The organism is Candidatus Planktophila sp., from assembly GCF_036734405.1.
Classification (GTDB): domain Bacteria; phylum Actinomycetota; class Actinomycetes; order Nanopelagicales; family Nanopelagicaceae; genus Planktophila.
Genome location: NZ_DAIMYR010000005.1, coordinates 55,563 through 80,127, shown reverse-complemented (window position 1 = coordinate 80,127; position 24,565 = coordinate 55,563). Strand labels below are relative to the sequence as shown.

25 protein-coding genes and 1 tRNA gene are annotated in these 24,565 nt (G+C 46.2%); 12 read left to right on the top strand and 14 right to left on the bottom strand.

Annotated elements, in window-relative coordinates; all coding sequences use genetic code 11:
* Positions 1-24: 24 nt before the first annotated feature.
* On the bottom strand, positions 25-1,332 hold the full coding sequence (gene lysA, locus AC9UC2_RS06750; protein WP_509526736.1) for a diaminopimelate decarboxylase: 1,308 nt from the start codon (positions 1,330-1,332) through the stop codon (positions 25-27).
* 3 nt (positions 1,333-1,335) lie between these two features.
* Positions 1,336-3,000 (bottom strand): arginine--tRNA ligase, encoded by a 1,665-nt coding sequence (gene argS, locus AC9UC2_RS06745; RefSeq protein WP_509526734.1) that lies wholly within the window; start codon positions 2,998-3,000, stop codon positions 1,336-1,338.
* A 181-nt stretch (positions 3,001-3,181) separates the two neighbouring features.
* On the opposite strand from argS, the gene AC9UC2_RS06740 reads away from it, so the two are divergent.
* The 3 genes from AC9UC2_RS06740 (at position 3,182) to AC9UC2_RS06730 (ending at position 6,372) form a co-directional block, all read left to right on the top strand.
* On the top strand, positions 3,182-4,252 hold the full coding sequence (locus AC9UC2_RS06740) for a sugar ABC transporter substrate-binding protein (protein WP_509526732.1): 1,071 nt from the start codon (positions 3,182-3,184) through the stop codon (positions 4,250-4,252).
* A 120-nt stretch (positions 4,253-4,372) separates the two neighbouring features.
* Positions 4,373-5,149: an ATP-binding cassette domain-containing protein gene (locus AC9UC2_RS06735; RefSeq protein ID WP_509526730.1), complete on the top strand. Its 777-nt coding sequence runs from the start codon at positions 4,373-4,375 to the stop codon at positions 5,147-5,149.
* On the top strand, positions 5,146-6,372 hold the full coding sequence (locus AC9UC2_RS06730) for a sugar ABC transporter permease (protein WP_509526728.1): 1,227 nt from the start codon (positions 5,146-5,148) through the stop codon (positions 6,370-6,372). Before AC9UC2_RS06735 ends, AC9UC2_RS06730 begins: the two co-directional genes overlap by 4 nt.
* Here AC9UC2_RS06730 and xylA read toward each other — a convergent pair.
* Complete coding sequence (xylA, locus tag AC9UC2_RS06725) at positions 6,369-7,526, bottom strand: xylose isomerase (RefSeq protein ID WP_509526726.1); 1,158 nt, start codon at positions 7,524-7,526, stop codon at positions 6,369-6,371. The genes AC9UC2_RS06730 and xylA overlap by 4 nt on opposite strands.
* Positions 7,527-7,641: 115 nt before the next feature.
* Here xylA and AC9UC2_RS06720 point away from each other — a divergent pair.
* Together AC9UC2_RS06720 and AC9UC2_RS06715 are read left to right on the top strand one after the other, a co-directional pair.
* Positions 7,642-7,722 (top strand) — tRNA-Leu (locus tag AC9UC2_RS06720).
* A 47-nt stretch (positions 7,723-7,769) separates the two neighbouring features.
* Complete coding sequence (locus AC9UC2_RS06715) at positions 7,770-8,120, top strand: helix-hairpin-helix domain-containing protein (protein ID WP_509526724.1); 351 nt, start codon at positions 7,770-7,772, stop codon at positions 8,118-8,120.
* 23 nt (positions 8,121-8,143) lie between these two features.
* Here AC9UC2_RS06715 and AC9UC2_RS06710 read toward each other — a convergent pair whose 3' ends face one another.
* The 3 genes from AC9UC2_RS06710 to AC9UC2_RS06700 all read right to left on the bottom strand — a co-directional run bounded on the left by AC9UC2_RS06710 (position 8,144) and on the right by AC9UC2_RS06700 (position 11,182).
* The gene (locus AC9UC2_RS06710; RefSeq protein WP_509526722.1) at positions 8,144-8,434 is read right to left on the bottom strand and encodes a hypothetical protein; all 291 of its coding nucleotides are present in this window, start codon (positions 8,432-8,434) and stop codon (positions 8,144-8,146) included.
* A 90-nt stretch (positions 8,435-8,524) separates the two neighbouring features.
* Complete coding sequence (locus AC9UC2_RS06705; protein WP_509526720.1) at positions 8,525-9,280, bottom strand: bacteriorhodopsin-like; 756 nt, start codon at positions 9,278-9,280, stop codon at positions 8,525-8,527.
* A gap of 252 nt (positions 9,281-9,532) precedes the next feature.
* Positions 9,533-11,182, bottom strand: coding sequence for a DUF885 domain-containing protein (locus AC9UC2_RS06700; RefSeq protein ID WP_509526718.1), 1,650 nt, complete (start codon positions 11,180-11,182; stop codon positions 9,533-9,535).
* 70 nt (positions 11,183-11,252) lie between these two features.
* Here AC9UC2_RS06700 and trhA point away from each other — a divergent pair, with 70 nt between their 5' ends.
* The 3 genes from trhA (at position 11,253) to AC9UC2_RS06685 (ending at position 14,564) form a co-directional block, all read left to right on the top strand.
* Positions 11,253-11,897 (top strand): PAQR family membrane homeostasis protein TrhA, encoded by a 645-nt coding sequence (gene trhA, locus AC9UC2_RS06695; protein ID WP_509526717.1) that lies wholly within the window; start codon positions 11,253-11,255, stop codon positions 11,895-11,897.
* A gap of 71 nt (positions 11,898-11,968) precedes the next feature.
* On the top strand, positions 11,969-12,793 hold the full coding sequence (locus tag AC9UC2_RS06690) for a hypothetical protein (protein ID WP_509526715.1): 825 nt from the start codon (positions 11,969-11,971) through the stop codon (positions 12,791-12,793).
* A gap of 22 nt (positions 12,794-12,815) precedes the next feature.
* A complete protein-coding gene (locus tag AC9UC2_RS06685; RefSeq protein ID WP_509526713.1) occupies positions 12,816-14,564 on the top strand; it encodes an acyltransferase family protein in 1,749 nt (582 codons plus the stop codon).
* A gap of 64 nt (positions 14,565-14,628) precedes the next feature.
* Here AC9UC2_RS06685 and AC9UC2_RS06680 read toward each other — a convergent pair whose 3' ends face one another.
* From AC9UC2_RS06680 to AC9UC2_RS06645, 8 genes are read right to left on the bottom strand one after another with little or no spacing between them, the layout of a single operon-like run.
* Complete coding sequence (locus AC9UC2_RS06680; protein ID WP_509526711.1) at positions 14,629-15,459, bottom strand: hypothetical protein; 831 nt, start codon at positions 15,457-15,459, stop codon at positions 14,629-14,631.
* A gap of 56 nt (positions 15,460-15,515) precedes the next feature.
* Positions 15,516-16,133 (bottom strand): RdgB/HAM1 family non-canonical purine NTP pyrophosphatase, encoded by a 618-nt coding sequence (gene rdgB, locus AC9UC2_RS06675; RefSeq protein ID WP_509526709.1) that lies wholly within the window; start codon positions 16,131-16,133, stop codon positions 15,516-15,518.
* A complete protein-coding gene (gene rph / locus AC9UC2_RS06670; RefSeq protein ID WP_509526707.1) occupies positions 16,133-16,858 on the bottom strand; it encodes a ribonuclease PH in 726 nt (241 codons plus the stop codon). The genes rdgB and rph overlap by 1 nt, the downstream gene beginning before the upstream one ends.
* A 36-nt stretch (positions 16,859-16,894) precedes the next feature.
* Positions 16,895-17,692 (bottom strand): glutamate racemase, encoded by a 798-nt coding sequence (murI, locus tag AC9UC2_RS06665; RefSeq protein ID WP_509526705.1) that lies wholly within the window; start codon positions 17,690-17,692, stop codon positions 16,895-16,897.
* A gap of 43 nt (positions 17,693-17,735) precedes the next feature.
* Entirely contained in the window at positions 17,736-18,299 is a 564-nt protein-coding gene (locus tag AC9UC2_RS06660; protein ID WP_509526703.1) for a DUF2017 domain-containing protein, read from the bottom strand.
* Positions 18,296-18,610: an ATP-dependent Clp protease adapter ClpS gene (gene clpS / locus AC9UC2_RS06655; RefSeq protein WP_509526701.1), complete on the bottom strand. Its 315-nt coding sequence runs from the start codon at positions 18,608-18,610 to the stop codon at positions 18,296-18,298. The genes AC9UC2_RS06660 and clpS overlap by 4 nt, the downstream gene beginning before the upstream one ends.
* Positions 18,611-18,612: 2 nt before the next feature.
* Complete coding sequence (locus AC9UC2_RS06650; RefSeq protein WP_509526699.1) at positions 18,613-20,469, bottom strand: glycosyl hydrolase family 18 protein; 1,857 nt, start codon at positions 20,467-20,469, stop codon at positions 18,613-18,615.
* Positions 20,470-20,471: 2 nt separating this feature from the next.
* Positions 20,472-20,753 carry a DUF3039 domain-containing protein gene (locus AC9UC2_RS06645; protein ID WP_509526697.1) on the bottom strand — a complete coding sequence of 94 codons (282 nt, stop codon included), beginning with the start codon at positions 20,751-20,753 and terminating at the stop codon, positions 20,472-20,474.
* Positions 20,754-20,806: 53 nt separating this feature from the next.
* On the opposite strand from AC9UC2_RS06645, the gene argF reads away from it, so the two are divergent.
* From argF to AC9UC2_RS06625, 4 genes are read left to right on the top strand one after another with little or no spacing between them, the layout of a single operon-like run.
* On the top strand, positions 20,807-21,751 hold the full coding sequence (argF, locus tag AC9UC2_RS06640; RefSeq protein WP_509526695.1) for an ornithine carbamoyltransferase: 945 nt from the start codon (positions 20,807-20,809) through the stop codon (positions 21,749-21,751).
* A gap of 10 nt (positions 21,752-21,761) precedes the next feature.
* The gene (locus AC9UC2_RS06635) at positions 21,762-22,883 is read left to right on the top strand and encodes a Re/Si-specific NAD(P)(+) transhydrogenase subunit alpha (protein WP_509526693.1); all 1,122 of its coding nucleotides are present in this window, start codon (positions 21,762-21,764) and stop codon (positions 22,881-22,883) included.
* Positions 22,883-23,164, top strand: coding sequence for an NAD(P) transhydrogenase subunit alpha part 2 (locus tag AC9UC2_RS06630; RefSeq protein WP_509526691.1), 282 nt, complete (start codon positions 22,883-22,885; stop codon positions 23,162-23,164). Before AC9UC2_RS06635 ends, AC9UC2_RS06630 begins: the two co-directional genes overlap by 1 nt.
* Positions 23,161-24,552, top strand: coding sequence for an NAD(P)(+) transhydrogenase (Re/Si-specific) subunit beta (locus tag AC9UC2_RS06625; protein ID WP_509526689.1), 1,392 nt, complete (start codon positions 23,161-23,163; stop codon positions 24,550-24,552). Before AC9UC2_RS06630 ends, AC9UC2_RS06625 begins: the two co-directional genes overlap by 4 nt.
* The last annotated feature ends 13 nt before the right edge of the window (positions 24,553-24,565 follow it).

The window sequence follows — 24,565 nt, the reverse complement described above, 5'->3', positions numbered from 1 at the left end:
CTTTCACAGATGCTTTGATCGGCGTTAAATATCGAGCATCCGAAGATCATCTTCGGTCTCTCGGCGCACAATTACACGAGCTTTTCCATCTTTTACTGCAACAACAGGTGGACGAGGAACATGGTTGTAGTTGCTCGCCATGCTGCGTCCATATGCACCTGTTGCCGGCACAGCTAATAAATCCCCAGGAACAATGTCATCGGGCAAATCGATTTCGCGAATAACAATGTCTCCGGTTTCACAATGCTTTCCAACAAGTCGGCTAGAAACGTTTTTTGCACTGCTGGTGCGATTAGCCAGAACAGTTGTGTACACGGCGCCGTATAAAGAAGGGCGAATATTGTCACTCATGCCGCCATCGACTGATACATAACGACGATGCGTGCCGTTTTCTAGAGTTACATCTTTAACTGTGCCAACTTCATACAAGGTAAACATGGTTGGGCCAACAATTGCACGTCCTGGTTCGATGGAAATAGTTGGAACCTTTAAGGAATGTAGTTGGCAATTCTTTGTTACTGCGGCAGACAAAGCTATCATCGCATCTGCTGGAATCACTGTGGCATCACCTGGCAGGTATGCGATGCCGTAGCCACCGCCTAGATCTAGTTCTGGCAGCTCACTCTTGTACTCATCACGATACTTTGCAAGCAGACCAATTAAGCGCTCTGCTGAAAGTTCAAAGGATTCGTAACCAAAAATCTGGGAACCAATATGTGCGTGAAATCCGCGAAGTTCAAGTGATGCATGTGATCGCACCGCAGCGATTGCATCCCATGCAGAACCGCTAGCGATTGAAAAGCCAAACTTCACATCTTCATGTGCGGTCGCAATTGACTGGTGGGTGTGGGCTTCAATTCCAGGAGTCAAACGCAAAAGAACGCGCTGGACTTTATTGGCCTTTGCCGCAGCAGTAGCCACTCTTTCGATTTCATACAGCGAATCAAGAACAATTGTTCCGACACCGCTTGCAACCGCTTTTTCAATCTCTGCTACCGACTTATTGTTTCCATGCAATTCAATTTTTGCTGGATCAATTCCACCAGCAAGGGCGACACTTAGTTCACCGCCGGTGCAAACATCAATACCGATCCCAATATCTTTAATCCAGCGGGCTACTTCGGTGCAAATAAAGGCTTTAGCTGCGTAATACACCGTGCCCGCGTTATCCCCAAAGGATTCTTTAAGGGCGGCATTCCATTCTGTCGCACGTGAATAAAAATCAGCTTCATCGACAAAAAAAGTTGGTGTGCCAAAATCTTTAGCCAAATTCTTTGCCGTCATTCCTGCAATAGAAATTTCTGTTCCGGTTTGAACGGATGAAGACCACATGGGTTACATCCTCTCCGGTGCGCTAACACCCAATAGATCAAGACCGTTGCTGATGACCTGCTTTGTTGCAGTACACAGTAATAGACGCGCGGTATGCAGCGCAGTTAATTGTTCATCCCCCATCGGCAAAACGCGACAGTCGTTATAAAAGCCGTGATACGTGCCCGCTAACTCTTCTAGGTAACGTGCAATTCTGTGTGGTTCGCGGAATTCAGCGGCACTGGCTACAACGCGTGGGAATTCGGCTAATGCACCCAACAATTCATTTTCGCGGTCGTGAGAAAGTTGAGCTGGATCAAAAACTTTCAGATCTAACGTCGCACCTAGTTCTTGAGCGTTACGTAACACCGCAGCAATACGTGCGTGCGCATATTGAACGTAATACACCGGGTTCTCATTAGTGTTTCGCTTCAGAATATCTAGGTCCATCACCATTGGTGTGTCGACGGGGTAGCGAATCAAGGTGTAACGCGCAGCATCAACGCCAACTTTTTTAACTAGCTCTTCCAGCGTAATGATTGTTCCAGCGCGCTTTGAAAGCTTGACCTCTTCGCCGCCTTCCATAATCTTTACAAGCTGTCCGATCAAAACATGAATGTTGTATTCAGGATCATCTCCAGCACATGCTGCAGTTGCCTTTAAACGACCAATGTACCCGTGGTGATCGGCGCCCAACATATAGATACAAATATCAAAACCACGTTCACGTTTATTGATGTAATAGGCGGTATCTGAAGAGAAATAAGTTAGAGAACCATCGCTCTTTGTCATGACACGATCTTTATCATCGCCAAAATCAGTTGTTCGCAGCCAGACCGCGCCATCTACTTCAAAGACATGCCCTTGTTTGCGCAGTTTTTCCATGCCATGTTCAACTGCGCCTTGTTCATGCAAGGAACGCTCGGAGAACCACACATCAAAGTGGGTGTTAAAGGTATCTAAAACTCGTTGCTGATCCTTTAACTGCAATTGATACGCGGCTTCTCTAAATGCAACAAAGCGTTCATCGGCAGGAAGATCTTTAATTGCTGCATTCTGAGCAACTACATCGGCTGCTAAATCTTTTATGTATTCGCCTTGATAACCATTTTCAGGAACTGGATTGCCTAACGCAACCGCTTCGACAGATTGGCCAAAGTAATCCATCTGATTCCCGCGATCATTAATATAAAACTCACGAGTCACTTGCGCACCTGCTGCAGTTAATACGCGACCGAGTGCATCACCCACTGCTGCCCAACGAGTATGACCAAGGTGCAAAGGTCCAGTCGGGTTAGCGCTGATAAATTCAAGGTTGATCTTTACGCCAGCGAGCGCATTACCTTTTCCAAAATCCTTGGTTGCTTTCAGAATCGTTTCCACCAGTGCGGCTTGGCTTGCACGGTTCAAAGTGATGTTGATAAATCCGGGACCTGCAATATCAACCTTGGAAATCCCATCAACACCATTTAATTGGTCTGCAATTATCTGCGCGACTTCGCGGGGATTCATCCCTGCAGGCTTTGCTAGCTGCAGTGCAATAGAAGATGCATAGTCGCCATGGGTGCGATCCTTCGGGCGTTCTAGCTTGATCGACTCAGGTGCTGCGCCCTTGAGCGAGCCCGATTCCAGCGCACGGCCGATTGCAGCCATAAGCGCGGTCTCTAGTTGTTCTACCTGAGTGGGCATTGCGCAAGGTTATCGCGGCCCCGCAAGGGCGTTACCGAATCGTTAGGTAAAGGGGTGAGATTTCTGGGAAAACCTAGTGACCTTTCGCGGCTTTCGGACTACTTTTTACACACGTTATTGCCCTCCACATCTGGTCGAAATCGTTCGGCCAGGGGTAAGACACCTTTGAAAGGTTCGATATATGAAGAAGCTTCGTTACGCGCTTACAGCACTTGTTGCTGTATTCGCACTCGTACTAACAGGTTGCTCAAGCTCATCAGATTCAGCTGGCGATGGTTTCGTCGGTGTAATTCTTCCTGATGCAGCGTCATCAAACCGTTGGGAAACTGCTGACCGCGGATTCCTACAAGCGGCATTTGATGCAGCCGGAGTTAAGGTTGATATTCAAAACGCAAACGGTGACAAGGAACAATTCGCAACAATTGCAGACCAGATGCTTACAGCTGGTGCAAAAGTTCTAATCCTTGTAAACCTAGATTCAGATTCAGCTAAGGCTGTTCAGGACAAGGCTGCAGCACAGGGTGTAAAGACAATCGACTACGACCGTCTAACACTTAATGGTTCAGCTTCATACTACGTTTCATTCGATAACGAAGCAGTTGGTCGTCTACAGGGTGAAGGTATCAAGGCATGTCTTGATGCAGCAGGAAAGACAAATGCACGTATCGTTTACTTGAACGGTTCACCAACTGACAACAACGCAACACTATTCAAGGCTGGTTACGATTCAATTCTTCGTCCTTTGATTGATTCAAAGAACTACACACTTGTTGATGACCAAGCTGTCCCAGACTGGGATAACGCAAAGGGTGGCGTAATTTTCGAACAGCAGCTAACAAAGGCTGGCGGAAAGCTTGATGCAGTTGTTTCAGCTAACGAAGGTCTTGGACTTGCAGCTGTAGCAGTTCTAAAGAAGAACAAGCTAAACGGCAAGGTCTGTGTATCTGGTCAGGATGCAACTGTTGATGGATTGCGCGCAATCTTGACAGGCGACCTATCAAACACTGTTTACAAGGCGATCAAGGCTGAAGCAGAAGCTGCAGCAGCACTTGCAATCGCGCTTCTAAATGGTGAAGAAGCAACAACAGCAACTGGATCAGTAAACAACGGTTCAATTGATGTTCCTTCAGTTCTATTGGTTCCAACTGGTATCACAAAGGCAAACGTCAAGGACGTTATTGCTGATGGATTCCAGACTCGCGAAGCAGTTTGCGAAGGAATCGAAGAGCTCTGCACAGCTAACGGAATCTAATTTCCGGTAGTTAAACCAGGAAAAGATATGGGTTGCGGCTCGGAGGTTTCTCCGGGCCGCAACTTCTTTACAGAGAATTTAATGAGAGAACCAATCGTTAGTTAAAAAATTGGAGAGTTCATGACAACACCGCTACTGTCCTTACGAGGAGTTAATAAATCCTTCGGACCCGTTCATGTACTTAAGGATGTCAACTTTGATGTTCATGCTGGCCAGGTAACCGCACTAGTTGGTGACAACGGTGCCGGTAAGAGCACGCTGATCAAGTGCATCGCTGGTATCTACACTCCTGAAGCTGGCGAATTTCTCTTTGAAGGAAATAAAGTTTCTATTGGCGGACCTCGTGATGCGACCGCACTTGGAATTGAAATTGTGTACCAGGATCTAGCGCTGTGCGATAACTTGGATATCGTCCACAACATGTTTTTAGGTCGCGAACAAAAGCGCGGACCTGTTTTAAATGAAACTTCTATGGAAGCACTCGCCCGCAAAACTTTGGATGGCTTGAGTGTGCGTACAGTTAAATCAATTCGACAAACTGTGTCATCTTTATCAGGCGGACAACGTCAAACCGTTGCAATTGCTCGCGCAGTTCTGTGGAATAGCAAGGTAGTAATTCTTGATGAGCCAACTGCAGCTCTGGGTGTTGCTCAGACCGAACAAGTCTTGAATCTTGTTCGTCGACTTGCAGATAATGGTTTGGCTGTTGTTTTGATCAGCCACAACCTCAACGATGTTTTTGAGGTTGCCGACAACATTGCAGCTTTGTATTTAGGAAACATGGCAGCACAAGTAAACAAAAATGAGGTTATTCCTCGACAAGTTATTGAGCTAATCACCACCGGAAAATCTGCTGGAGTGGACGCTCCATCTGCTAATTCAGGAGCAACCAAATGAGCATGAATACTGAAGTTGAAGCTCCAACAATTAAGGGCGCTGTAGCTGACTACTGGGCTCGGGTAAAGGCTGGCGATATCGGCTCTTTGCCAGCAGTTTTGGGCTTAGTTGTGCTGTGCCTTGTCTTTGGTTCGCTATCGAATGTGTTCTTAACACCGGGAAACTTTGCAAACTTAATTACCCAGGCAGCTGCAGTAATTGTTATCGCGATGGGTCTGGTCTTTGTACTTTTGTTAGGCGAGATTGATTTATCAGCTGGATATACAGCCGGTGTAACAGGTGCGGTGCTGGTTATTTTGATTACAAATGAAGGACAGCCTTGGTATGTAGCGTTGGTTGCAAGTATTGCAGTCGGTGTATTCCTTGGTTTCTTATTAGGTTCTTTGGTAGCCCGACTTGGTATTCCATCATTCGTTGTTACTTTGGCGGCGTTCTTAGCTTTTCAAGGCGTTCTTCTGCTGCTTGCCGGCGAAGGTGGAACTATCCGTGTTGAAGATCCAACAGTTTTGGCGGTTCAAAATTCGAACATGTCACCAACAATAAGTTGGATTTTCTTCCTTGTGGTTGCGGTGGCATATGTTCTTTCGGGTCTGGCATCCATGAATTCTCGTCGCAAAGCTGGCTTAAAGACCGAACTTAAGAAGTTATGGATTATCAAGACTGTAGGGCTTTTGTTGATTACTGGTTTGGCAGTCTTCGCACTAAACCTGGAACGAAGCAACAACCCAGATCTCGTAAGTCTTAAGGGAATTCCATATGTTGTTCCAGTTATCTTGTTGCTACTTGTCATTGGAACATTTGTTTTAGGTCGCACCGCATTTGGTCGCCACATCTATGCAGTCGGTGGAAATGCCGAAGCTGCGCGCCGTGCAGGCATTGATGTAAAGCGAATCCGAATCTATGCCTTCATGATTTGTTCTGGTTTAGCAGCTATTGCTGGATTGATCTTTGCTTCACGTCAAAACTCGATTTCACCAACTACAGGTGGAAGCTCAACGCTTTTGTACGCAGTAGGTGCGGCAGTTATTGGCGGAACTTCACTCTTTGGTGGCAAAGGAAAGATGCGCGATGCAATCCTTGGCGGCCTTGTAGTTGCCGTTATTGATAACGGCATGGGGCTTTTGGGTTATGCAGCAGGTATCAAGTTCATTGTTACCGGACTTGTATTGCTGATCTCTGCAGGAGTTGATGCGATCTCACGCCGCGGAGCCAACGCGACTTAGCTAGTTAGACCCATCAAGTGCTCTAGCGCTAGTTGATCAACGGCTTCATAGCCGTAACCGCGCTTGCCCGCAGCTTCCACATCAAAGGAATCCTTTGCAAGATCCTTCCACGTTTCACCTGCAGCAAGAGTTGGCTCGGCAAGACCAGGAATGTTTGATTCCTTCATCGCTGCAATCACTCGTGAATCTGCGCGGAAGGCTGCTGCGCGTTCCTTAAGCGCAAGGTATGTGCGCATATTTGCCGTTGCAGATTCCCACACTCCCTTATCGCTTTCAGTGCGTGCTGGCTTGTAATCAAAGTGCTTTGGACCGCTGTAGTTATAGCGTTCGAGCAGATCTACCAAGAAGAATGCAGATTTCAAATCTCCATGACCGAAAACTAAATCTTGATCAAACTTTGGACCATGTTGTCCGTTTAGATCGATGTGGAACAACTTCTTATGCCACAAAGCTTGTGCAATTCCATGCACAAAGTTAAGTCCCGCCATTTGTTCATGGCCAACTTCTGGATTAAGTCCTACAAGCTCTGGGCGATCCAACGAGTTAATGAAAGCAAGTGCGTGACCAATTGTCGGTAAGAAGATGTCTCCACGTGGCTCATTTGGCTTTGGTTCAATTGCAAACTTAATGTCATAACCGTTGTCAGTTACGAATTCTCCAAGGGTATTAAAAGCTTCGCGGAAACGATCCAGTGCGATGTAGGCATCCTTAGCACCATCTGATTCAGCACCTTCGCGGCCTCCCCAACACACATATGTGGTTGCGCCAAGTTCTACAGCAAGTTCAATATTTTTCATGACCTTACGAATTGCATAGCGACGGATGTCTTTATCGTTAGATGTAAATGCGCCATCTTTAAAGACTGGGTGCGTAAATAAATTTGTTGTCGCCATTGGAACTTTCATGCCAGTTTCAGCTAACGCCTTTTTGAAACGATCAATATGTCCACGTCGTGCGCTTTCATCACTTCCAAATGGGATCAGATCATCATCATGGAAGGTCACGCCATAGGCACCGCGTGCTGCAAGCTCGTTGACAGTTCGAACTGGATCGAGCGCATCACGTGTGGCATCACCAAAGGGATCGCGTGCCTGCCAACCAACAGTCCAAAGACCGAAGGTGAACTTGTCTGCAGGGGTTGGATTAAGTGACATTGCGCGTGAACCTCTCGCTCTAGGAAGGCCCAAGGGGCCGTTTTGGAACATTGCTAACTTACCTCTAATCTTGTCCCCTATCCATACTTAGGCGGTAACGCTTTGGTAAGGGTTTGCGGGAGTGGTGAAATGGCAGACACGCAGGTCTTAGGAACCTGTGTCTTCGGACGTGCGGGTTCAAGTCCCGCCTCCCGCACACTAGTTTTTTAATAATAGTTTCCAATTCAAAGTTAGAGTTCAGCTATGGCAAAGAAGTCACCAGCCAAAATCAAAAAAGAAGCCGCTGAAATAAAGCGTGCCGCTGCTGCTCGCCGTGAAGAGAAAAAAATGCAAAGGCTAAATTCCCAATCAGAAATCCATCAAACAAGCAGTGATGTGGACTTGGATTACTACGCATCAGTTGATCAGGTCTGGCGTGAATTAGGGCTGGCAGGTCCTGCCAGACGAGCACTTATTGATGACGGCTTATTCAAACTGTCAGATCTGCGCAAAACCTCATTAGCAGCGGTTAAAGAGCTACATGGCATGGGGCCAAATGCGATTCGCATTTTGACTGTAGAAATGAAAAAGGCTGATCTGTCCTTTAGAAAGTAATCAAAAAAACAAATACTGAATAACTAGTTGCTAAATGCGTAAGCAATTAATGCAATACCAGCTACTGCCATAAGCGCTTTAACTTCACGGCGTCCAAGGATTGAAACCATTGATGGCACAAATGTTGCACCAAGAATTGCTGCTCCTGGGCCAAAAATTAGCAAGCTGCGGGAGATGATGTCTGGCTCTCCCCATTGGTAGCGCAGATTAATCAGACCACAAGCAAAGAGCATGTAGCCACCCATGCGGTAGTTATTGATCCAGTACTTATCCAACTTTTCTGACTTTACTTTATCTTTATCCGCTGCGCTCATGTGAATAGTCTATGAAAGCAAACAGGAGTGCCGCTTTCGCGACACTCCTGTTTTTAGGATTCTTAGTTAAAAGAAACCACTAATCAAAGATTAGTGATCGTCCTTCATTCCTTCTGCGATTGACTTCATACGTGCAATCTTCAGAATTGTTAGACCGAATACGCACTTCGCTAGAACGTCAGCGATTGTGTATCCAACCTGAACAGTTACGAATGATGATGCTGAAGCGTCACCAACGATGTTGAAGATGTACGCGATTGGGTAAACACCCCATGTTGCGATAAGAAGTAGACGCAAACGGCCTACAGTCTCTGCAACACCAGCTGGCTGGCGATCCAATGACTTTCCTAGTTCTACGAATAGAACGTAAAGGATGTAAAGGAATGGAAGTGTTGATAGAACACCGTATAGAACCTGTGTGTTCTGATCGTTTGAAATCTCACCTGGGTAACCAAGCGCGATCATCGCAGCTGAAGCTGGGACCAGACGCATGATAAGTGAGCGTGAAACTTCGCGAGTTAGAGCTAGTACTGCAATTACCTCTACTAGTAGTAGTGGCACAGTTAGTAGCCAGTCTACGTAGCGGTATGCCTCGTTGAATGCATCCTGAGATCCATCAAGCTTGACCATTCCACCTTCTGAAGCATGCTTGAATGAATCAAAGATGCGTAGGTAGTGGTAGCCAGCGATGAATGTAACCATTGATGACATAACTAGAGCGTTACGGTACTTAGGTAGAACACGTTGCTGTGAAACTAGTGTGTAAATCGTGCAAGCGAGCATTGAAATTAGTCCAAACGAGAATACGTTATAGACCAATTGCCATTGGTTGCTATCTAGTTGCATTTAATTAGCCTCCGTGAGGATTATGTGGAGAGGTCCTTTTGACCTCTCGCAAACCGTTGACCCTGGGAGACCTCGAGGAGCTCCCTTGACCATCGATACCCATAGTGTGAACCTCTTGCGAGCCTTTTGCACCTTCCTACGGCATTTTTTTCCGAATTTTTTAATTATTTTTTTAGAAATTGAGCGTGAAAATGGGGCGGTATCGGTCTACCGACCAGTACCGCCCCATTCTTTGAATTACTTGTTAGTAACTTATTGGCCTGCCCACATTTTCATTTCGGCAGCAAATGGATCAAGACCCATTGGTCCTAACTTCAATGCGTAGTTGTGAAACTTCTTCATGTTGAACTTATCGCCAAGTCGAGCTTTTGCATCTTCGCGAGAGTTCATCCAGACACGCTCTCCGACCTTGTAGGAAATTGCCTGTCCAGGCCATCCCAAGTAACGATCAGTTTCGCTGCGTGAATGATCCTCATCAAGGAGTGCTTGCTCATTGAGCAATTTACGGGAACTTTCAGCATTCCAAACATTGCCATCAAAGTCCTTGTAACCAAGGTGCATTCCAATATCTACAACGATTCGAGCTGCACGTAGCGCTTGCGCAGATAGGTAACCCATTTCAATTCCTGGCTCATCAAATGCGCCAAGTTCATTCATGAAACGTTCTGCATACAACGCCCAACCTTCGCCGTATCCGCTCACCCACGCAGCTTGGCGTTGGTAACGACTTAAGCGATCCTTTTCAACGGTTGCTGTTCCGATTTGAAGATGGTGACCTGGGACTGCTTCGTGATACCAGGTTGAAACAAGGTGCCAGTTACTGACTTCATTCTTACCCAACATCGGAATCCACGTTGTACCTGGACGAGATAAATCTTCAGATGGTGGATTGTAATAAGGAGCCGACGCACTGCCTTCTGGAGCTATTCGGGCTTCACAGATTGCGATTCGTGGATCGATTTCAAAGAACTCACCATTCATGCGCTTCATTGCCGCATCAGTGAAATCTTGCAAGTACTTAACTACATTTTCAGGGCCAACAACTTTGTACTTAGGATCATTATCCAAAGTGTCTGCGACTTCGCGCAAAGTTTTTGCTTGAGGATTAATAATCTTTGCAAGCTCCCACATGCGATCGTTAATCGCCTTGAGCTCTTGCTTTCCCCATTCATAAGTTGCCGGAAGATCTAGTTGTGCTCCAGTGAAGTAGCGAGCCCATACTGCATAACGTTCTGCGCCAACTGCATCATGCGGAGTTGCGATTGGAAGATACTGCGTGCGCAAAAATTGCGCAGCATCAGCAGATGCTTTTTCAGCAAGCTTTGCAGCCTCGTGAATTGGGGGGTAGTTGCCAGCTGCATCAAAGTTTTTGCACATCGCGCTGTAACCGCCATTGGCATAGCTATCTAGTTGCGCGATTACACCATTTACTTGACGTTGCGCGGTTGTCTTTCCCGATTTAGCAACGGTCAAAATGGTTTCACACCATGATTTATATGCGCCATCTACTGCCGCCAAACGCTTAGCGATATTGTCGAAATCTTGTGCGGTGCTCTTTGGCATTAACTCAAAGATGGAACGAACATTTGATGGAGGAGATGTTAAAACATTCCATAAAACAAATGCCTCTTGGCTATCGTGTAGTGCAAGACCTGATTCAAGGCGTTCGGTCATTACCGCCTTGGCAATGCGATCGATTTCATCGATTGGCTCTAGTGCTGCCAACTTATTTAATGTCTCACGCGTTAGGTTTGCACTAACTTCTGCAGCTGCGATTGAGAAATCATCTAGCTTGTCCTGGTTTAAACCATTACCAAGATAGGTACAACCCATCGGACTTAATGCTGCTTCTTGATCGATATATACATCGCTGATTTCAAATATGGGTGATCTATGTGTCATTGCGCAAGTTTGGCAGTGGCTTTGGTCTTTGTCCACGGTTAAATTCAATTTAGTGCCCTAGGCTGACTCAATGAGCCAATCACCCGTAATTCCCCCAAAACTTCGTGGTTGGTTTCATTTGGGTGCTACTCCGGCGGTAATAATCGCATCGCTAGTGCTCTTTATCTTGAGTGAATCATCGCTGAAGTTTGCGGTGGCAATCTTTTCCATTACATCAATCATGCTTTTTAGTGTCTCTGCGATTTATCACCGCGTTCCTTGGGTTCCCACAAAAAAGAAGTTGTGGCGCCGTTGGGATCATGCCAATATCAATCTGCTGATTGCCGGTTCATACACACCATTTGCAGTTGCATTACTAGAAGGTCGCGACCGAACAATCTTGCTATTGGTCGTTTGGATCGGCGCGGCAATGGGTGTTGGCTTGCGAATTTTTTGGCTCAACGCACCACGTTGGCTTTACGTTGCTAACTACTTGCTCTTGGGTTGGGTTGCTGTTTTTTATACTCCAGCGCTGTATCGGGCGGGTGGTTTATGGGTGTTACTTCCAATCGCCATTGGAGGACTTTTTTATTCGGTGGGCGCAATCTTCTATGCGCTCAAGCGCCCAGGTCGCGCGGCCAAGTACTTTGGCTTCCATGAGCTCTTCCATATCTTCGTGTTAGCCGCGTGGATCTCGCAATACATAGCCATTTCTGTGGCGATTTACAGTAAATAGGCCCTTGCTCTAACCTAAGCCCCAACTAGACATACTTTCTATATACATTTGAACTGGCTGCGGGGTGCGTGATGGCTGAAAAGAAGAGCTTCCTTAACTGGGTGGGCTTTACTGGCGAGGATGAAAGTTCTAACCAACCTTCATCTGTTGATCGCATTCGCGAACTAGAAGCACAGATTGCGGATTTGAAATCCCGTCGTGACATCACAGGTTTAACAAAAGAAGAGTTTGAGATTCTTGCAACTGAGACAGCAATGTCCATGATCAAATCTGCGCAAGCGCGCGAGAGCAAGGCGCAAGCGGCAGCATCGCGCTTAGTTGCTGAAACGACACGTGCGACAAAAGAAGAGCTAGAGGCAGCAGATGCCAAAGCCCGCTCAATTCTTTCAGGCGCTGAATCACGCGGACGCAAATACATTCAGACTGCAGAAGCAGAAGCTGAAGAAAAACTGGCAATTGCAGAAGCTGAAGCAGAAAGTTTGATGGAAAGTAAGAAGCGCGAAATTGCTTCGCTTGCGACCGCAGCACGTCGTGAAGGCGAAAGAATCGTCGCAGAAGCAACTACCGAAGTTTCAGGTTATCGCCAATGGCTAGCTGGTGTTATTTCAGAGGCTGAACGTTTGTATCGAATTCAAAAACAATCACTAGATGCTGCAGAGTCTGCAATTCAACAATCTCGTAACCGGCTTGATGGTGCCTTCCAGCGGTTAGAAGAGCTACAAAAGAGTGTCATTGAAAATCTAAACGCTGATGACACCTTGATTAACCCAGGTCCACTTAAGGTTTCTAGCCAGCGCACTCGTCCAGCACTTGCTGCTCCCGCAAAGAGTGCCAAGAAAACAGCTAAGAAAGCTCCAGCCAAGAAGAGCGCAGCTAAGAAAACTGCAAAGCGCTAGTTTCAATTAGCTCATAACAGCCATGTCCACTTCCCGCGGCATTCGTTACATACCTGCCATTGATGGTTTGCGTGCCGTAGCCGTTATTGCGGTGATGCTCTATCACATTGGTTTTGATTGGATTCCAGGCGGATTTTTAGGTGTAGACCTGTTCTTTGTCATTTCTGGATATGTGATTACGCGATTGCTTCTTGATTCAATTCAAAGAAGTGGTGGTTTAGATCTGCGTGCTTTCTATGCTGCACGCATTCGACGTTTGTTGCCACCACTCGTGTTTATGATCATCGTAACGATGGTTTTCATTAACGTGTGGGCACCAGACACAATGCGCAGGTTTGTTATTGATACACCTTTTGCATTACTGGGTGGCATGAATTGGTGGCTGGTTTTCCGCCAGACAGATTACTTTGAAGCAATTGGTCGCCCACCACTGCTGCAACACGCTTGGTCACTTGGAGTTGAAGCTCAGTTCTATTTAGTGTGGCCATTAATCCTTTTGCTGGTTCTGCGTTACTTTGGCAAAAATAGAATCTCTGGAGCAGCGCTCTTAATCGCGGCATTTTCTGGCATTTCCCTTTTTGTTGTTTCGCTGCAGATCGATGCATCCAATACCTCAAAAGTCAGCCATGTTTACTTTGGTACTGACACCCACAGTATTGGCTTATTCCTTGGTGCAGCCTTAGCTGTTAGATGGATCCCCCAAAACTTAAGCGAGACTGTTTCAAAAAAAGCCCAAGACTTTATTGATGGAATTGGAATCTTTGGATTAGTCGGAATAATTTCAGCATTTCTCTTTGTTGATGAAAGCGATCCAACTCTTTACAAAATTGCTTTTCCATTGGCGGGACTTTTTTGTTGCGCAATCATTACCTCGATTGTGCATCCAGCATCTCGCTTTGCACCAATTCTTAGTAGCAAACCATTTGTGTGGATTGGAGAACGCTCTTACGCCATTTATCTTTGGCACTGGGTTGTTTTTCAACTTACCCGCCCCGAATTTGATCTAGAGGGTTCCCCTTGGGCGCTCTACACCTTGCGAGTACTAATTGTTTTTGCTTTAGCCGATATTTCCTTGCGACTTGTTGAATTACCTGTAAGAACTGGCCTTATTGACTACTGGTTCAAAGGCATGAAGTATCGAACAAAGCGGGTTCAGATTCGTCAAAAAATTGGCGTCGTGCTAATTGTTCTTTCAACTTTAGGTATCACTGCAACTTCTGCAATCAGTGCAATAGCCGAAGGAGATAAGCAACTTAATCAGCTCAAGCAACAACTAGAGCAACCACCTGTAACCGCACCGGTGGTGCTTGGTGATTTATGGGTAACTGGAGATTCAGTAATTTTAGGAATCAGATTCGAATTAGATGCTCGCGAAAACATTGGTTTGATTAATGCGCGCGTTGGCCGCCAAGCACCAGAGCTTTTGGAGGTTATAAAAAACGACAAGGCCAACATGGTTGGTTCCACAATCGTTTTCAACCTTGGAAACAACAATAAACTTACCGAAGAACAAGTGGCGGCTATTTTTGCTGAAATCGCTGAACAACCACGAATAATTGTTGTAAACACCGCTGTTCCCCGTGGGTGGCGCGATGAAAACAATTCACTTATCGCAAAGTATGCCGCTCAATACGGTGCCAGATTAATCGACTGGGCCAGTATTTCTGCCGAGCATCCCGAATACTTTGGGCCAGATGGAGTTCATCTAGTTCCTGCAGGTGTTCGTGCATATGTGGATGCGATTGCTGCGCAACTAAGCGACTCTCAATAATCTGTTTTTGAACATTAAAAAACCTCCCACCATTCGGTGAGAGGTTTTTTAACTAATTAACGATTTACTTGAACTCTCCTGGAATTCCAAAAGCTGTTGCTGATGCAGTTTGTCCATCTGAGTAAACAGATGAAACGCGGAACTGAGTCCATCCTGAATCACTTGCCTTTGAAACATTCTGTGTAAGTTGATCTGCTGGAACCGTTGCGATAACAATCCAATCTCCAGTTCCGTTTGCACGGACTTCGACGTTGTATCCAGTTAGACCCTCAACTGCCATAGGTGCTACCCAGCGAAGCTTTAGTCCGCCTTCAGCGTTTAGTGCAACAAACTTTGTTGGTGCTTCTACTACAGCAACCGCTGCGGCTGGTTCTTCAGACTCAGTTGGTTCTGCTGATGGTTCTGCTGATTGTGAAGCAACAGGGGCAGGTGCTGCGTCATCGCTATCACTGCTTGATGATTGTGACCAAACAATAATTGCGAGTGCTGCAATTCCTATTACTACTAACCATGCTGTGCGGGTAGATGTTGATTGCTTTGGTGCAGCAACTGGCTTAACAGGAGTAGGAGCTGCTGCCTTGACCGGTGCTGGCGTAGCAACAGGGCGTGGTGCAGATGTGACTGCAACTGCAGCCTTCTTAACTACGCGCTTTGCAGGAGCTTTCTTAGCAACCTTTTTCTTGGCCGCAGTTTTCTTTGCTGCAGCTTTTTTAGCAACAGGCTTCTTTGCAGTCTTTTTAACAACTGCTTTCTTTGCTGTCTTCTTTTTAGCAACGGCCTTTTTTGCAACGGCTCGTTTTGCTGGTGACTTCTTCTTTGCAACAGCCTTCTTAGCTGGTGACTTTTTCGCAGCTGACTTCTTTGCTGCTTTCTTTGCGGTCTTCTTAACGGCCACGTGGAACTCCTTGGGTTGCGGTACGCACGTTTTTAACGCACTTGTATAGGTAAAGGTTACCCCAGGCTCGCGAGCATTTGTATGACATGCGGTGCGATAGCACGAAGCGATTTTCCGCGGTGACTGACTAAATCCTTTTCCTGCGCGCTCATTTGTGCGGAGGAAATACTCAATCCCAGGGGCTGAAAAATTGGGTCGTAGCCAAAACCGTTCTCACCGACTGGGGCATGGAGAATGTGACCCTCAAAGCGACCTTCGGCAATCTGTTCCCGACCATCAGGCATAACTAACGAAGCGATGCAGGTGAAGTGCGCTGTGCGTTTGTTATCCGGAACATCCTTAAGTTGTTCTAACAGCTTTTCAATGTTTGCTTGATCATTTCCATGGTTTCCGGCCCAGCGCGCTGAAAAAATGCCTGGATCACCGTTTAGAAAATCAACGCACAATCCCGAATCATCTGCGATCGCAGGCAACCCTGTTGCTGCGCAGGTGTAGCGGGATTTCAGCAAAGAGTTTTCTTCGAAGGTGGAACCGGTTTCATCTACATCGACCAAATCTGGGAATTGATCAACACCAATTAATTCAATCTGTCCTGGAGCAAGCTCATCAAGAATTCGTCGAAATTCTGTGATCTTTCCTTGATTACGCGTTGCAAGAACAAGTGTGTGGGACATTACTCAGCAAGCACATCTTTCTGCAGTTGATTTAATGTTGAACAACCAGCAACTGCCAAATCAAGTAATTGGTTAAGGAGCGCACGATCAAATGGTTCACCCTCTGCGGTTCCTTGAACCTCAATGAAACGTCCATCACCTGCGACAACAACATTCATATCAGTACCTGCCCGAACATCTTCTTCGTAGCAAAGATCGAGCATCGGAACACCGTCAATAATTCCGACACTTACTGCGGCAACAGAATCATTAAGTGGCTTTGCGTTTTCCTTAATGTGACCTTGTGCTTTTGCCCAAGTGATTGCATCAGCTAACGCAACATATGCCCCAGTAATTGCAGCGGTGCGTGTTCCACCATCTGCTTGTAAAACATCACAGTCGATAACAATTGTGTTTTCGCCAAGTTCTTTCATGTTTACTACAGCGCGCAACGAGCGTCCTACTAGTCGAGAAATCTCTTGTGTGCGTCCGCCTAGCTTGCCCTTAACACTTTCACGATCTGAACGTGTGTGCGTTGCACGTGGAAGCATTGAATACTCAGATGTAACCCAACCATTGCCCGTATCTTTCAACCAGCGCGGAACACCTGGTGTAAATGATGCAACGCACAAAACGCGAGTCTTGCCAAACTCAACTAAGACTGATCCTTCTGCATGATCTAACCAACCACGAGTGAACTTAATCTCGCGCAGATCTTTCTCAGAACGTCCATCGTTGCGTGGCATCTTTACTCCTATTTTGTTAGTTATTGAAGTGGAAAGTTATAGAACTTGGTGTTCGACTTTAGTTACTTCTGGGCCTAGAAAACGACGGGCTAAGGTTTCAAAGGCCTTGGCATCACCGGTAGCTAAGAACTTATGTGTGGCAGATGTTGTTGATTGGTTGCGCAGCAAACCGTTTTCAACCAAAGTTCGGTACAAATCTTTAGCGGTTTCTTCAGCGCTAGAAACCAAAGTCACGCCTTCACCCATTACATAAGAGATCACGCCAGTTAGCAGTGGATAGTGCGTGCAACCAAGCACCAATGTGTCTACCTTGGCATCCATAACTGGTGCTAAGTACTGCCGCGCAACTTTTGTAATCTCTGTTCCAGAAGTTTCACCACGTTCAACAAATTCCACAAAAAGCGGGCAGGCAATCGATGTGATGTTCAGCTGAGGCGCTGCGGCAAATGCATCTACATATGCTTTTGAATCAATTGTTGCTCGGGTTCCAATAACTCCAACATTTCCAGTTCGTGTGGCCGCAACTGCGCGGCGGACTGCGGGTTGGATTACTTCAATAACAGGAATTGAATAGCGTTCGCGTGCATCGCGAAGCATGGCGGCCGATGCGGTGTTGCATGCAATAACAATGGCTTTAACGCCTTGCGAGACAAGAAAATCCATGGTCTCTAAAGCAAACTCACGAACTTCAGCAAGAGGTCGTGGTCCATAAGGTCCACGCGCGGTATCGCCAATATAAAGCGTTGACTCGTTAGGAAGTTGATCAAGAATTGCACGTGCAACGGTTAATCCGCCTACACCTGAATCAAAGATTCCAATCGGGGCATCACTCACAGGCTAAGCCTACCTTGCACTTATGGTCTAACTGGTTGACGAACTATTGATTTTCATCCATTAGCGCATCAATCAAACTCTCTTGTAGCCAGCCCAGCCAGCTATAAACAGCATAAACACCACGCATTGGGTCATCTGGTGCCAACAGTTCTAGCTCTTGATGTGTATTTTCCGCAACTTTTAACCGAACTCCTAAAGCAAGTCGCACATCATTCATTGCACCTAACCAGGCATTTGCTGAATCATGATCTAATTCAATGACACCATCGATTGCGGTCTTAATGTGCATTCGCATCGCCATTGCGTGTGCTTGCTTTTTTTGGCGCAAAGTTGATTCGGTATAGCGACGAAATTCTGATGCATCCACTTGATCCGCATATGCATTAGGAAGTAGCCGCAGCAACACATCATCATCGGGAGGCGTGTCATGTGCGGTGATGCCCACCATGGCAGCTAGCGGGTCATCGTTGTGATGATCAACTCGCTCAGCAAGCAGTTCGATGATCTGCTCCGTCAGATTAAGTAAGACTTCGCGTTCTGATTCAGAGAAGTTAGCTAAGTAAGCGTTGTCTCCATGTCGGAAGAATCCATGTTGTATTTCACTCATAGCGCTTGGTCACCACGTTGCAGTGTTGCCCACAAACCATATTCGTGAAGTCTGGCAACATCATGTTCCATTTCTTCGCGACTTCCGGTTGAAACAACCGCCTTGCCTTCGGTGTGCACCTTCATCATCAGTTCATGAGCTTTCTCTTTACTAAATCCAAAAAGCTCCATCAACACATATGTCACATACGTCATCAAATTGACTGGGTCATCCCAAACAATTGTTACCCATGGAATATCGCCACTAAAGATTGCTTTAAGTTCTTCATCCAATTTTTCATTAACATCAGGTTTGCTTTTAATTTTAGGCATGATTAACGAACAACAATTGCAAATTGCTCAGAAGCGATATCGCCGATCAACTGAACTCGCATTGTTATGACTCCTCGTTTTGGCTCAACGGTAGTAAAGGTAAACAAACCATCTGCATCAGAGAGCACTGGTGTACCTACATTTTGCCACTTACCGTTGATGTTTTTCTGTAATTGCGCAGACTTTGCTGCCAAACGTGGCAGCAACTGCGCCTTTACAACTATTGGCGCGCCCTTTGAGACAGATACCGGGCGATCCAGTTGCAGGGTGCTCTTCACGATCATTGCTGCTTGTTGTGAAACTGATTCTGCTTGTTCCCACGTTCCAACAGTGGTCAGACGTAGCGCTGCATTTGCGCCAAGGGTCATTGGAGTGGAAACAACTCCATCAACCCCTGTTACAAGTTCGGTTACCTGGGTCCACACAGTTTCATTGGCGCGTTTGATTTCTAGTGAAACTTTTAGCCCCGCAATTGGTGTTTTATCCTTAAGTGTTAGTAAGCCTTTAACTGTAAACAATCCGGCATAATTAATTGTGTTCTGTGGTGCACCTTCGATACTTAAAGTGTTTACAACTGGATCTGGTGCAATCGCAAGCGCTGCTTTACGTAACTCTAAAGTTGCTTCAGGAGATTCCATTGCAAGCGTCCACAACGCCGCGCCTCCTAAACGATACTTGGCAACAAGTGCCATTCGTTCTGCATAACTTCGATCATTTTGATACCAAACAGTTCGGCTTACTGTGCATTCAGTTGATGCACCAGCTTCCGAAAGGCCGTTATACGTTTGTGTATAGGAATATGTTGCTTCACTAAACTTTTCATCAAAGACTGGTGTTGCTTTATCAATACCAGCTTTTGTTAATGCGTAACTTGTTTTAAATGTTGCAGCTTTTGCACCACCTTTTAATCCCGGTGGCGCACTTACTGGGCACTTTCCTTTTACCGATGTAATCCAGTCACGACCATAACCCGGTAAACCTATGAACACCTTTGAAGGAGACATAATGCTGACTGCATATTTAAGGGTCTTCTCGGTCCATGAAATAGGACCAATAGGACCTGGTTTAGCTACTGAATAGTCATACGTCATGATGCGTAAGCGATCAATACTGCTTGCCACATCTGCCCAGGCGTACACAAAGTAACCTTTTTGTTTTTCCTTGGGGTCATACACATACGGTGTTGAAATTGAAAGCAACTTGTTGTGGGAGCGCAAAGCAACGCTCAGTTCTTTAACTAAAGCAACCCAACGAGGGGCAGTCTTTGTCCATGTTGTATTTCCATCAACAAAAGCAAAACCTTCATAGTCAAGATCAATGCCATCAAAGTTATTTGTCAGAACTAGATCGACAATTGTTTTAACAATAGTTGCTCGAGTTGCAGGGTTTGCTAGGTAATTGGAAAGCTCTAATTTTCCCGTTCCATCGGTCATTGTTGGTATGACTTGTATTCCTGCGCGACGAATCAAACACACGGTGTCTGCCATGGGCCAGGAAGGATTGCCTGTTACATAGTCATTTCGAATAACTGTTGGAGATTTAATTGAAAACCAGAAAGGCATTACCTCTTTCATTAAATCTTTATTTTTAAACAGGTACGAAGATTCGATAGCTTGGTTTTCTGCTGGGCCGTATTGGGATTCGTCACATACGGGTGGCTTGCCAGCAACTGTTGGTTGCGCCGTTGGTAACTTTCGCACTAGTGGCATGATTGTTCGAACTGAATAATATGGAAGCCAACCAGTTACAACTTTGCGTGGCGGTTTATCCTCGGCAGCTGCTAAATGTGCGGTCGTGATATGAGTTGTAAGCGTTGCAACTGTAATTAATGTAAGTGCGAAGGCAGTAAAGCGCTTCATCGTTACTTTTCTTCAGGATCTGGTTTCAACCCAGCGTGAATCTCTTTGCAGGTTGGGCAGATTGGATACTTCTGGGGATCACGAGAAGGCATCCACTTTTTTCCACATAGAGCTTTCACTGCTTTTCCTGTTACTGCAGATTCAACAATCTTCTCTTTTTTCACATAGTGCGCAAAACGATCGTGGCCACCATCATCTTCTTGAAGATCTTCATCCAGGGACGGGCGAGTCAAGAGATCGGTATCAGACTCCGATTCAATTCCTAATTTTCGAAAGATGCCCATGAGGTGGATAAGAATACCTATGTGAAGCCCAAAACTACGGGTAGAATTCACAAATGAAGGACTTACTGCGAACCGAGCATTTAAGCCGTGCTGATGTCGAACTATTGCTATCAACTGCGGCTGAATTTGCTGAGAATCCACTGCGTTCAAACACCGCTTTGGCCAACAAAACTGTCGCTATCTATATGACAAAGCCATCGACCCGTACCCGTCTTTCTTCAGAAACCGCTGTTGCCCATTTGGGTGGTACTCCAATTTTTATTCGTGGCGATGAATTGCAATTAGGTCGTGGCGAAACTATCGAAGATACCGCAAAGATCATCAGCGGATATTGCAGTGCCTTAATTATTAGAACCTTTGCTCAATCTGATGTTGATCAATTGGGTGCTTATTCAACTATTCCAGTTATTAACGCCTTAACCGATGTTGATCATCCAACGCAGTTGTTAGCTGATTGGTTAACGATTCGCGAAAACTTTGGAACTGATATTTCAGGGCGCAAATTTGTTTACTTGGGCGATGGAAACAATATGTCTCATGCGTGGTTAATCATGGGCGCAATCATGGGCGCACATGTTGTTGTAGCAACTCCAAGTGGTAAGTGGTCGCCGGATCCAGTTGTTGTCGCTGTTGCAAAAAATATTGCAGCACAAAGTGGCGGAAAAGTTGAAGTCACAAATGATCCTGAAGCTGCAGCAAAAGATGCATCAGTTCTGTACACAGATGTATGGATGTCGATGGGTGATTCAGAAAGTGATCGCAAAGAGAAGGTGCTGGCACTCTCGCCATTTGCAGTGACCGAGAATTTAATGAAGTTAGCAAGCAAGGATTCGTTGTTCATGCATTGTTTACCTGCACACCGTGGTGAAGAAGTTGAGGCATCAGTCATTGATGGGCCGCGCTCGGTCATCTGGCGCGAGGCTTTCCACCGCAGAACCACGATTCAATCCATCCTGTACCACCTGGTTCGTGGTGACTTAAAGGGCTATACGCACTAACATTTCCGTCATGCGCGTAGCCGTCCCACGGGAAATCAAAGAGGGAGAAAAGCGCGTTGCGCTTGTCCCTGACATCATCAATAAGTTAACTCGGCTAGGTCTGGATGTAACTGTCGAATCTGGCGCAGGATCACATTCGCAAGCAACAGATGCTGATTTTTCCGCAGCTGGTGCAACGGTAAAGCCTGGCGATGTTATTTCTGATGCAGATGTTGTTTTGTCAGTTCAGCCATTAACTCCCAAGCAAATGGCTACCTTGAAAAAAGGCGCGATCACAATTTCCTTCTTATCCCCCGTTACCGCAGTTGATTCCATTGATGCAGCAGCTGCTGCGGGTGTAACCGCATTTTCACTAGAACTTGTTCCACGTATTTCTCGCGCACAATCAATGGATGCGCTGACTTCACAAGCATTGTGTGCCGGATACCGCGCAGCTGTTATTGGAGCAGAACTTTCTCCACGCTTTTTCCCAATGCTTATGACTGCTGCAGGAACAGTTACACCTGCACAGGTATTGGTACTTGGTGCAGGTGTTGCAGGTTTGCAAGCAATCGCAACTGCTAGACGTTTAGGCGCAGTTGTTTCTGCATACGATGTTCGACCAGCTTCTGCCGATGAAGTTCGTTCAATGGGTGCAACATTTATTGAACTCGAACTTGAAGCGTTAGAAGGAGCCGGTGGTTACGCGCGCGAAATGACTGAAGATCGTGCCGCAAAGCAACGCGAGCTTTTGACGCCGTACATCGCAAAATCTCATGTTGTTATTACAACTGCTGCAGTGCCTGGGCGACAAGCTCCACGTTTAATGACGCAGCAAATGGTTGATGCAATGGCGCCAGGAACAATCATCGTTGACCTAGCTGCAGAAACTGGCGGCAATGTTGAAGGATCGAAGCCGGGCGAAATAGTTGAAACATCAGGTGGAGTTCGCATTTGGGGCGGAAAAGATGTGCCAAGTCAGCTGCCATTCCACGCATCATTCTTGTACTCACGAAATGTCGTCAATCTCTTGTCCTTGTTTACAACACCGGCCAAGGATGATCAAAAGGTGGCATTTAACTTAGATTTCGAGGATGAAATCATCAATGGTGCTGCGGTAACGCACGCTGGTGCGCGAAGAGGAGCAAAGTAATGGAACCAATGGCAATTGTTTCGATCTTCGTGCTGTCAGTCTTTGTTGGTTTCGAAGTTGTATCTAAGGTGTCTTCTACATTGCACACTCCGTTGATGTCAGGAGCTAATGCGATCCACGGAGTTATCTTGGTTGGTGCGATCATTGTTGCCGATCACAGTAAAACTAATTTAGAACTTGGCCTTTCAGTTGCTGCGATTATTCTGGCAACTATCAACATGGTGGGCGGTTTTGTAGTTACCGACCGAATGCTTGAGATGTTCAAAGGAAATAAGAAATGAGCCGTACCGTTTATGACCTGATTGGTCTTGCCGCAGGTATCGCGTTCATTCTTGCGTTGAAGGGACTTTCACATCCAAAGACTGCGCGCCGCGGCAATCTAATCGGTGCCTTTGGTGCCGGTCTTGCCACATTAGTTGTCTTCTTTTACTCCAACGAGGGCTCATCACTTCCACTAAACAACCTTGGTTGGATTCTTGGTGCAATCGCAGTTGGTCTAATCATTGGAGTTCCTGCAGCACGCAAGGTTCAGATGACGCAGATGCCACAACTTGTTGCACTATTTAATGGTGTGGGTGGCGGCGCAGCAGCGCTAGTAGCCATTGTTGAATACTTAAACTTGGGCGATAAGGCCACAACAGCGGTCGTTATCTTCACCGTATTTACCGTAATCGTTGGCTGTGTTTCCTTCAGCGGATCAATTATTACTTTCATGAAGCTGCAAGAGTTGATGACTACTCGCCCCGTAATTTTCCCAGCGGGCCGCTTTGTTATTGCTGCAACGCTGGTTTCAGTCCTTGGCGTTGGTGGTTGGGTTGTTACCTCACTTGGCACAACTCCACTACTAATTCTTGCCGGTCTATCTCTGCTATTCGGAATTTTGTTTGTGCTTCCAGTTGGCGGGGCGGATGTTCCAATTGTTATCTCATTGCTCAACGCATTTACAGGGTTAACTGTTGCGGCTAGTGGTTACGTTCTTGATTCAACCTTATTGATCATTGCCGGAACTCTTGTTGGTGCATCAGGAACTATCTTGACTCGCTTGATGGCAGAGGCAATGGGTCGTTCATTGTTTGGAACTTTGTTCGGTGCCTTTACTGCAAAGCCACAAGATGTTGCAGCAGCTGGCGAAGAACGTCCAGTTCGTTCTGGTTCGCCAGATGATGTTGCCATCTTGCTTAACTACGCCCGTCGCGTTGTGATCGTTCCAGGATTTGGTCTAGCTGTTGCACAAGCACAGCACACTGTTCGCGAACTTGCTGACTTAATGATTTCAAAGGGCATCGATGTTGCATATGGAATTCACCCAGTTGCAGGTCGTATGCCAGGACACATGAACGTTCTTTTGGCCGAAGCCAATGTTCCTTACGATCAACTGGCTGAAATGGATGAAGTTAATCCAACCTTTGGTCAAACAGATGTTGCAATTGTTATCGGTGCAAACGATGTTGTTAATCCAGCAGCACAAACAACTCCGGGTTGCCCAATTTACGGTATGCCAATTCTTGAAGTTAACAATGCCGCCAACATCATCTTCTTGAAGCGCTCTATGCGCCCAGGTTTTGCTGGTATTGAGAATGAACTTCTCTACGATCCAAAGACAATGTTGCTCTTTGGCGATGCCAAAGCTTCGTTAACAAAGGTCGTTTCCGCGCTCAAAGCCTTGTAATTTCCAGGTTGCA

Excerpts from the sequence above, each read along its gene's own strand:
- lysA (WP_509526736.1), bottom strand. The coding sequence starts at position 1,332 with ATGTGGTCTTCATCCGTTCAAACCGGAACAGAAATTTCTATTGCAGGA.
- argS (WP_509526734.1), bottom strand. The coding sequence starts at position 3,000 with ATGCCCACTCAGGTAGAACAACTAGAGACCGCGCTTATGGCTGCAATC.
- AC9UC2_RS06740 (WP_509526732.1), top strand. The coding sequence starts at position 3,182 with ATGAAGAAGCTTCGTTACGCGCTTACAGCACTTGTTGCTGTATTCGCA.
- AC9UC2_RS06735 (WP_509526730.1), top strand. The coding sequence starts at position 4,373 with ATGACAACACCGCTACTGTCCTTACGAGGAGTTAATAAATCCTTCGGA.
- AC9UC2_RS06730 (WP_509526728.1), top strand. The coding sequence starts at position 5,146 with ATGAGCATGAATACTGAAGTTGAAGCTCCAACAATTAAGGGCGCTGTA.
- xylA (WP_509526726.1), bottom strand. The coding sequence starts at position 7,526 with ATGTCACTTAATCCAACCCCTGCAGACAAGTTCACCTTCGGTCTTTGG.
- AC9UC2_RS06715 (WP_509526724.1), top strand. The coding sequence starts at position 7,770 with ATGGCAAAGAAGTCACCAGCCAAAATCAAAAAAGAAGCCGCTGAAATA.
- AC9UC2_RS06710 (WP_509526722.1), bottom strand. The coding sequence starts at position 8,434 with ATGAGCGCAGCGGATAAAGATAAAGTAAAGTCAGAAAAGTTGGATAAG.
- AC9UC2_RS06705 (WP_509526720.1), bottom strand. The coding sequence starts at position 9,280 with ATGCAACTAGATAGCAACCAATGGCAATTGGTCTATAACGTATTCTCG.
- AC9UC2_RS06700 (WP_509526718.1), bottom strand. The coding sequence starts at position 11,182 with ATGACACATAGATCACCCATATTTGAAATCAGCGATGTATATATCGAT.
- trhA (WP_509526717.1), top strand. The coding sequence starts at position 11,253 with ATGAGCCAATCACCCGTAATTCCCCCAAAACTTCGTGGTTGGTTTCAT.
- AC9UC2_RS06690 (WP_509526715.1), top strand. The coding sequence starts at position 11,969 with ATGGCTGAAAAGAAGAGCTTCCTTAACTGGGTGGGCTTTACTGGCGAG.
- AC9UC2_RS06685 (WP_509526713.1), top strand. The coding sequence starts at position 12,816 with ATGTCCACTTCCCGCGGCATTCGTTACATACCTGCCATTGATGGTTTG.
- rdgB (WP_509526709.1), bottom strand. The coding sequence starts at position 16,133 with ATGTCCCACACACTTGTTCTTGCAACGCGTAATCAAGGAAAGATCACA.
- rph (WP_509526707.1), bottom strand. The coding sequence starts at position 16,858 with ATGCCACGCAACGATGGACGTTCTGAGAAAGATCTGCGCGAGATTAAG.
- AC9UC2_RS06660 (WP_509526703.1), bottom strand. The coding sequence starts at position 18,299 with ATGAGTGAAATACAACATGGATTCTTCCGACATGGAGACAACGCTTAC.
- clpS (WP_509526701.1), bottom strand. The coding sequence starts at position 18,610 with ATGCCTAAAATTAAAAGCAAACCTGATGTTAATGAAAAATTGGATGAA.
- AC9UC2_RS06650 (WP_509526699.1), bottom strand. The coding sequence starts at position 20,469 with ATGAAGCGCTTTACTGCCTTCGCACTTACATTAATTACAGTTGCAACG.
- AC9UC2_RS06645 (WP_509526697.1), bottom strand. The coding sequence starts at position 20,753 with ATGGGCATCTTTCGAAAATTAGGAATTGAATCGGAGTCTGATACCGAT.
- argF (WP_509526695.1), top strand. The coding sequence starts at position 20,807 with ATGAAGGACTTACTGCGAACCGAGCATTTAAGCCGTGCTGATGTCGAA.
- AC9UC2_RS06635 (WP_509526693.1), top strand. The coding sequence starts at position 21,762 with ATGCGCGTAGCCGTCCCACGGGAAATCAAAGAGGGAGAAAAGCGCGTT.
- AC9UC2_RS06630 (WP_509526691.1), top strand. The coding sequence starts at position 22,883 with ATGGAACCAATGGCAATTGTTTCGATCTTCGTGCTGTCAGTCTTTGTT.
- AC9UC2_RS06625 (WP_509526689.1), top strand. The coding sequence starts at position 23,161 with ATGAGCCGTACCGTTTATGACCTGATTGGTCTTGCCGCAGGTATCGCG.